The following is a 2,775-nucleotide window of genomic DNA, read 5'->3' as shown; positions in this document are numbered from 1 at the left end:
GTCAAACGTTCCGCGACTACACCGCCTACCTGGAGTCACAGGAGGGGCAATCGCGTCCGGGTAAACCGCTCACCCAAAACGCCATCGACAATGCGCGGTCACGCGCCCAGTCGTTCTATGCGTTCATGGCCGACAACGCCGAAGAGGCTGCCGCGGTGACCGGCGATCAACGGTGGGCGAAGTTGACAGACTCGCACACCCGCTTGTGGGGCCCTGCATTTCGTCCCGGACGGCGCAAGAACACACGAGAACTCACCTGGTACTCGACCGCAGACCTGCAGCAGATGCTCAACTACCTCGATGTGCTGGCCGCAGATCTGGGTCACCCGGTCAGCATCACCCACCCCGACGGAACCATATCCCTGGTGGCCGGCCTCGGTGATCCGCAAGCGGCTCGTACGTGGCTGCTGCAGGCGCTGACAGGTCGCCGGGCCTCGGAGATCCTTATGCTCGATTTCGATCCTCTGGAGGCCATTGCGGGCCAGAAACCCCCCGACCCCGATGACCCCGACGCGTTCGTGGCGAAGCTGCGGTACCAGCAGACCAAAGTTGACGGCGTCCTACCGACCATCCTCGTCGAGCAAGCCGTCGTGAACGTGGTCACCGAGCAGCAAGACTGGTTGCGCGCCCGCTACCCCGATGTGGAGTCGAAGTATCTGTTCCTCGGGTTGCGTCACCATAATCAGGGCCAACTGCCCCGCAGCTATCACTCCTACGGTGAGAAGCTGCGTCAACTCGACAAAATTCACGGCCTCGTCGACGCCGCCGGGCACCGGTTGCAATTCTCGCAAACACATCGGCTGCGCCACACCCGTGCCACCGAACTCCTCAACGACGGTGTACCCATTCACGTCGTACAGCGGTACCTCGGGCACGCCTCCCCGGAGATGACGCTGCGATACGCCGCCACCCTAGAAGCGACCGCCGAAGCAGAATTCCTCAAGCACAAGAAGATTGGCGCCTCGGGAGCAGACATCGGGATCAGTCCGTCGGACATCTACGACATGACCCAGCTCTCGCAACGCACCGACCGCGTGCTGCCCAACGGAGTGTGCCTGCTGCCGCCGCTGAAATCCTGCGACAAGGGCAACGCATGCCTGACCTGCGGTCACTTCGCTACCGATGCAACCCATCTCGATGAACTCACCGATCAACGCCGCAAGACCCTCACCCTCATCGACGTGCGTCGCCGCCAGTACCACGAACGCACCGGCCGCGAACTCACCGATGACAACGTGTGGATCCACGAACGTCGCCGCGAACTCGCCTCACTCGACGCAATCATCAACCGTCTACACGCAGAGTCCGAACAGATAGTCGCCGGGGCCGGTACCGCTCAGCGCTTACCGCTGCTGCAGATCAAGACTCGCGGCAGCCATGAATCTGCCCTCCGCAAAGCCGACTCCAGCGAACCTAACGATCAGCGCGGCCAGGAGACAAAGTGAGTCCAGCCGTGCCGCCACCACCAGGCGAGAAAGCTCGACTCGGTCTGGCCCGCTACCGCAAACACCGGTCGGCAGCCAAACGCCACGACATCGAGAAAGCGGTACGCGCCCTGCGCAAAGCAGGGGCCCCCATCTCCGTGGCAGCCGTCGCTGAGAAGGCCAACGTCTCACGCAACACGATCTACAAGCACAAAGACATCCTCGCCACGATCGACCAGTACCGCACCCACCCGGTCAACACCAACGAAAGCAGTCCGTCCCCACGAGAATCATCGGTCGTGGCTGCTCTGCGTCGCAAACTTGCCGCCACGCAAGCAGAGAACGCTGCACTCAAAGCTGCAGTCGCAGAACGTGACACAACGATCGCGATCCTCTACGGCCAACTCGATCAACGCCAGTGAAACCGCCATAGGCAGCGATCGCCGCCCCCTTCACCTAGCGCGGCACCATCATCGAAACCGGCCCAGATACCAGCTTGCCCACGCTCAGTCCGAAGGCCGGTAGTACAGCCTAGAAACGGATGTGCCGGATACCGACCCCAACACGACGCAGCTGGTATCGAGTCGCGCCCAGTCGAGAGTGCTCGAGCGGCAGGTTGAGGTCATGTGCGATCTGCTCGACCACTTCATCAACACTCAGGCCATCTGTGGGCAGATGGGTCGCAAACCTGGAGTCCTGCAGAGCAGAAACGCAACGCTCTGCCTGCTGCATCGCCCACGTCTCATCAGCGCCGATCAATCGCCCGAGAACAGACGCTAGTCGAGACCTCAAGCGCCTATGAATCACCTCAACCGATGCGGTCAACGCGAAATGACGCACATCAATACCTTCGTCGCGCAGACCCCCAACAACCTCATCGAAATAGTTCGCATCGACCAACGTCATGGGAACAATCACCGGGCTCGGGGCCTCGCGGACCGCCTGCGCAAGGGTGGCCACGATCCCAGAGCGCCACTGGGGGCGATCTTGAAAGTCGCCTCGGCTACTGGCTGGCAGCATCTTGTGGATCGCGAATCCTAGAAGCTCAGGATCGGCCACATGTGAAGCTGCGAGCCTACGGCTCAGTTCATGAGCAGTCTGTGTCTTACCGACTCCAAAAGCGCCATTGATCCAAATGAGCATGCCCTGAAGGCTACCGAGATCGAAATGCGCCCGAGGCCCAGCACTTCGCAGCCAACCTTGACTACATCACCTACCGCTCACCGATCGAGCGCGGATCTGATGGCCGAACCGTCAACACAACGCAACGCAGGTGTTCACTCTTAGATTCAGATCGCCTCAATCACCTAAGACTGCACAGGAGAGGACGCTGAACGGTTACCCCAGATAA

3 protein-coding genes are annotated in these 2,775 nt (G+C 61.0%); 2 read left to right on the top strand and 1 reads right to left on the bottom strand.

Annotated features, from left to right (window positions below; all coding sequences use genetic code 11):
* The coding region (locus GOOTI_RS05195) for a tyrosine-type recombinase/integrase (protein ID WP_007237520.1) at window positions 1–1,445 on the top strand (1,445 nt) is incomplete at its 5' end.
* Window positions 1,442–1,846: a DUF6262 family protein gene (locus tag GOOTI_RS05190; RefSeq protein WP_007237519.1), complete on the top strand. Its 405-nt coding sequence runs from the start codon at window positions 1,442–1,444 to the stop codon at window positions 1,844–1,846. The genes GOOTI_RS05195 and GOOTI_RS05190, both read left to right, overlap by 4 nt.
* A 109-nt stretch (window positions 1,847–1,955) precedes the next feature.
* Here GOOTI_RS05190 and GOOTI_RS05185 read toward each other — a convergent pair whose 3' ends face one another.
* Window positions 1,956–2,567 (bottom strand): AAA family ATPase, encoded by a 612-nt coding sequence (locus GOOTI_RS05185; protein ID WP_039993470.1) that lies wholly within the window; start codon window positions 2,565–2,567, stop codon window positions 1,956–1,958.
* Window positions 2,568–2,775: the final 208 nt, after the last annotated feature.

Source organism: Gordonia otitidis NBRC 100426 (assembly GCF_000248075.1).
Classification (GTDB): Bacteria; Actinomycetota; Actinomycetes; order Mycobacteriales; family Mycobacteriaceae; genus Gordonia; species Gordonia otitidis.
Note: the sequence above shows the minus strand (reverse complement) of the source record. Positions and strands in the feature narration are given on the sequence as shown.